This is a genomic window from Streptomyces spiramenti (assembly GCF_012034385.1).
Classification (GTDB): domain Bacteria; phylum Actinomycetota; class Actinomycetes; order Streptomycetales; family Streptomycetaceae; genus Streptomyces; species Streptomyces spiramenti.
On sequence record NZ_JAAVJB010000330.1, the window covers coordinates 1 to 4,264 of the forward strand.

At 75.8% G+C, this 4,264-nt stretch carries 4 protein-coding genes; 1 reads left to right on the plus strand and 3 read right to left on the minus strand.

Features of this window, described 5'->3' with window-relative positions:
• The first annotated feature begins 128 nt into the window (after nucleotides 1–128).
• The gene (locus HCJ92_RS22650) at nucleotides 129–371 is read left to right on the plus strand and encodes a hypothetical protein (RefSeq protein WP_167935472.1); all 243 of its coding nucleotides are present in this window, start codon (nucleotides 129–131) and stop codon (nucleotides 369–371) included.
• 86 nt (nucleotides 372–457) lie between these two features.
• Here the strand turns inward: HCJ92_RS22650 and HCJ92_RS22655 are convergent, their stop codons facing one another.
• The 3 genes from HCJ92_RS22655 to HCJ92_RS22665 form a co-directional block, all read right to left on the minus strand.
• Nucleotides 458–1,693, minus strand: a complete 1,236-nt coding sequence (locus tag HCJ92_RS22655; protein WP_167935473.1) for a glycosyltransferase — start codon at nucleotides 1,691–1,693, stop codon at nucleotides 458–460.
• A gap of 139 nt (nucleotides 1,694–1,832) precedes the next feature.
• The gene (locus tag HCJ92_RS22660) at nucleotides 1,833–2,645 is read right to left on the minus strand and encodes an FkbM family methyltransferase (protein WP_167935474.1); all 813 of its coding nucleotides are present in this window, start codon (nucleotides 2,643–2,645) and stop codon (nucleotides 1,833–1,835) included.
• 91 nt (nucleotides 2,646–2,736) lie between these two features.
• A complete protein-coding gene (locus tag HCJ92_RS22665) occupies nucleotides 2,737–4,221 on the minus strand; it encodes a hypothetical protein (protein ID WP_338054333.1) in 1,485 nt (494 codons plus the stop codon).
• Nucleotides 4,222–4,264: the final 43 nt, after the last annotated feature.

Consider the following 4,264-nt stretch of genomic DNA (forward strand, 5'->3'; position numbering starts at 1 on the left):
CTCCCGGGGCGTGACACGGTCGAGGCGGCGGCGGGAGCGGGAGCGGCGACGCGGACGCGGCCGAGCCGGGCACCGGGCCGGCGGGCGAGGGCGCGGTGGACGAGGAGGGGGCCCGGGACGGCGAGAGCGTGCCCGAGGTACCGATCGAGTTCAGCGAGGGCCAGCGCGACTTCCTCGGCGCGCAGGAGGCGCCGCGCGGCGCCGACCCGGGGGCGCTGCTGCTGCTGGGCGAGGAGGCGTGCGAGCGGCTGGGGTACCTGTCGCGCCACGCCCCCGAGGCGATCGAGGAGGCGGTGGAGTCCGGCGAGATCCCCGGGGCGGAGGAGGCGGTCGCGCATCTCTGCCCGGAGCACGCACCGCTGATGCCCTGAACCGGGGCACCGCCGGGGCTGCCGGCGCGTCGCGCGCTCCGGGCGCGCCGGCAGCACACCCCGCGGTGACCGGGGCGGGGCTCAGCTCAGGCGTGGAGGGCCAGCACCTCCGCGTAGAGCTCCCGCAGCCGGTCGGCGACGGCGTCGATGGTGAACCGCTCGGCGACCAGCCCGTGCGCGGCGACGGAGGCGGCCTCGTTGGCCGAGGGCTCCAGCAGTTCGAGGACGGCGGCGGCGATCAGGGCGCCGTTGCCGTCGGTCGCGCCGTCCCCGGGGCGGGCGCCCCGGGCCGCGGGCAGCGGCGCGCCCGGATGGCCGGCGAACCCGGCGTCGCCGTCGATACCGGCCACCACCCGCCCGGCGCCGGCGCGCAGCACGTCGGGGGCGAGGCCGTTGGTCGCGGTGACCACGGCGGGCAGCCCGACCGACAGCGCCTCCAGCGCGCTGACAGGGAAGGGGTCGAAGGTCGAGGGCAGCACGTACACGTCGGCGGACCGCATCAGGGACATCACCCCCGCGTGGTCCCGCGGCCCCACGATGTCGACGGCGTCGGCGACGCCGAGCCGTTCGGCGTGTGCGGTGAGACGGGCGGCCAGTCCCCCGGTCTCCGCGCCGGCCAGCACGAACCGCGCGTCGGGGTGCACCGCGCGCACGGCGGGGACGGCGGCGATCAGGTCGGCGGGACGCTTGCGGTCCTCCAGCCTCGCCAGGAACAGCACCACCGGCGGTCCTCCGCGCTCGGACCGCGGGGGTCGGCGGTGTTCCTGCCGGGCCACCCCGTTGACCAGGCGCCGGGAGCGGGCGGGCAGCCGGGGGGCCGTCACCGAGGCGACGCCGAGGCGGTCCGCGTCGGTGAGGTGGAGCAGCATGTCGGCGCCGCGCAGCACCCGCCGCACCCCGAGGGCGTCGGCGAGGCGGGCCGCCGGGACACGGGTGGGGTCGATCATGCCGTGGGTCTGGAGGACCAGGGGTCGACCGCCGAGCAGCGCCAGGAGGGCCACGGGGAAGGTCACCAGGTCACGGGCGAGGTGGACGTGGACCACGTCGGCGGAGCGGACGAGGCCGCCGGCGCGGGCCAGCAGCGAGGGGGAGGTGATCCCGGCGAAGCCGAACCCCGGTATCAGCCGGCGCGCCGGGAACAGCTTCACCGGGACGCCGTCCACCTCGCGCGGCAGGTCGCCCTCGAATCCCTCCCCCACGGTGAGGACGGCCGCCTCGTCGCCGGCGGTTCGCAACGCGCGGCACAGGTTGAGCGCGACCCTGGTCGGGCCGCCGAAGACGTGGTCCGGCGAGTGGTGGGTGACGACGTGCAGCACGCGCATGGTGCGGTTCCCCTTCCGGCCCGGTGGCGGGCCCGGTCTGACCCGCCCCGCGCGTGGCGGCGGGGCGGCGGAGGTGCGTCGCGGCCGGAACACCCGCCCGGCTGCGGTCTGTCGGAGCGGTCGCGGAGCGGTCGGCGTGTCAGGACGGCGGGTCGGCGGTGCCCCCGGGCGGCACCGGCGCCCCGGGGGCGTCCGGTGTGTCGGACGTGTCGGGGCGCCCGGGCTCCGACACGTCGCGGAAGAGCACGAAGTCGGCCTGGAGCATCTGCCCGGTCCGCGGGTCGACGTAGCCCGGGATGACCGCCATCGGAGTCATCCCCATGCGGCCGACGACGAGTTCCAGGGTGTCGGAGAGCAGCATCGACCCTTCGTAGAGCGGCACGAAGGAGGTCTCGACCTGGAGACCGGCGCACTCGGCCGCCCGTCCGCCCGCGCCCCGCAGCACCTGCTCCTCGTAGCCCTGGACGTCGAGTTTGAGGAAGACCCGCTCGCCGGGTCGGACGATCTCCGGCCACAGTTCGTCCAGCCGCCGCAGGCGCGCCTCCTCGGTCCCGACGTAGCGGGCGTGCGGGGCGGCGTCGGAGTGCCGGTCCAGCATGGGCAGCAGCGAGCTGCTCGCGCCGCGGTTCCCGGAGACGTTGACGGTGGTGGTGCCGGAGGTGTCGCCGAGCGCGAAGGGCAGCGCGGTCCAGCTGGGGTCGGCGTCGGCACGGCGGGCGAGCGCGCGGCCGGGCGTGGTCAGCGGTTCGAAGGAGACGATCCGCCCCGCGTAGCCGGCGCGGCGGAGCATCGCGCCGTACTCGCCCTCGTTGGCCCCGACGTCCAGCACCACGTCCACCCGGTGGGCGCGCAGCAGTTGGGCGAGCTGCGGGCCGGACCAGCCGGCCGGGTAGCGGGTGATGTCGACGCCGAGGCGGCGGACGGCGTTGCGGAGGCGGTGGAGGACACTCATCGGTGCGGGCACTCCTCGGTTCGGGGCCGGCGCGTCCGGATCGGGCGCGCGGGCGGGTGGGGCCGGTGGCGCGGTGCGCGCGGCCGTGGCGTCACCACAGCCGCCGGTCCGGGCGGTCCCGGAAGCCGGTCACGAGCGCCAGGCAGAGGGCCGCGATGACGATGCGGCCGGTGGCCTGGAGCAGCGACCCGCGCAGCAGAATGAAGCTGTACCCGGCGACGAGGGGCACAACCACAGCGAACACGTTGCCGGGGGCGGGGTCGTGGAGCGTGCGGTCGACGTAGCGCCGGTCGGCGCGCCCGGCGCCGTAGCCCACGGCGAGCAGCCCGGCTGTCATCCCCAACGGCCCGAAGTCGATCCAGAGTTCGGCCCACAGCGGGGAGGAGAGGTTGGTGTTGTTGGTGCCCATCCACTCGCCGACGAGGACGCCGCTGTCGAGCGGCTTCTCCTCCCACAGGGTGCGCGGCACGAAGAACAGCACCGAGCCCAGGAGTTGGCGGCCGAAGGTGTGCTGGCCGTCCTCCACGTAAGAGATGTGGTTGGCGAACATGCCGACCTGGTCGTAGTCCTTGACCGTCAGGGGTTCCAGCAGCGAGTCGGTGGCGGCGGGTCCGGCGGCGTCGTCGCTGTAGCGGTAGCGGTCGGCGAAGGGGAAGATCAACAGCGCCACGACGACGCCCAGCGCCAGCGACGCCCGGTACATCACGGGGCTGCGGGGGAAGACGGTGAAGAGCAGCGAGAAGAGCACCGTCAGGAACCAGTAACGCGGATTCGATACAGGGTTGTTGACCACGACGTTGACGGCCAGGACCACCGTCCACGCCCCGAGGACCGCCGGCCGCCGCCTGGCGTTCCGGGAGGTGACCAGCCACCGCGTCAGCAGCAGCAGCGACAGCAGCACGGGGACGGTGCCGAAGCCGCGCAGCAGCGCGTTCCCCGCCTCACCCGTCTCCTGGTCGACCTCGCCGGCGGTGGCTTCCGCGAGGCCGGCGATGATCTCCTCCCGGCTGGTGAAGAACACTGCGGGGCCGCCGAGTTGGACGATGAGCAGCGAGCTGGCGAGCAGGGAGAACCCGACGAGCAGCCAGAGCCGGGGGCGGTCGACGCGGGCGGGGCGGCGGGCCCGGCGCCGCAGCGTGGGCCGGTTGCGGGCCAGCAGAGCGCCCACGTCGAAGGCGACCATCCCCAGCAGCACCAGGGCGGTGGCCAGGACGGTGTCCGAGCGGGGCCCGACCACCGGCGTGGGGTCGCGGCCGAGGACCGACTGCGCCAGCGGCGCGATGCCCATCGCGAGGTAGCAGAAGAGCCAGAACGCGCCCTGGATGAGCCGGCGTCGGCCCGCGAGGACCATGGCGCACAGCCGGGCGCCCGCGTAGCAGGCGACGACGAACTGGAGAGCGAACGCGGTGTCGCGGATCCCTTCGCCCGGTTGTGCGGCGACGGCGAAGGGCAGGGCCGCGACGACCCCGAAGATCAGGGGGAACGCGGTGGCGCGGGAGAGCCCGGCGCGGGCCGCGGCGCGGCGGTGCTCCTGCGGCTGGGCCGGGGCCGCGGGGGGCGGGGTGCGGCCGTTCACCGGTCCGCCTCCGGCGGGACCGGCGCGCTTCCCCCGGCGGGGG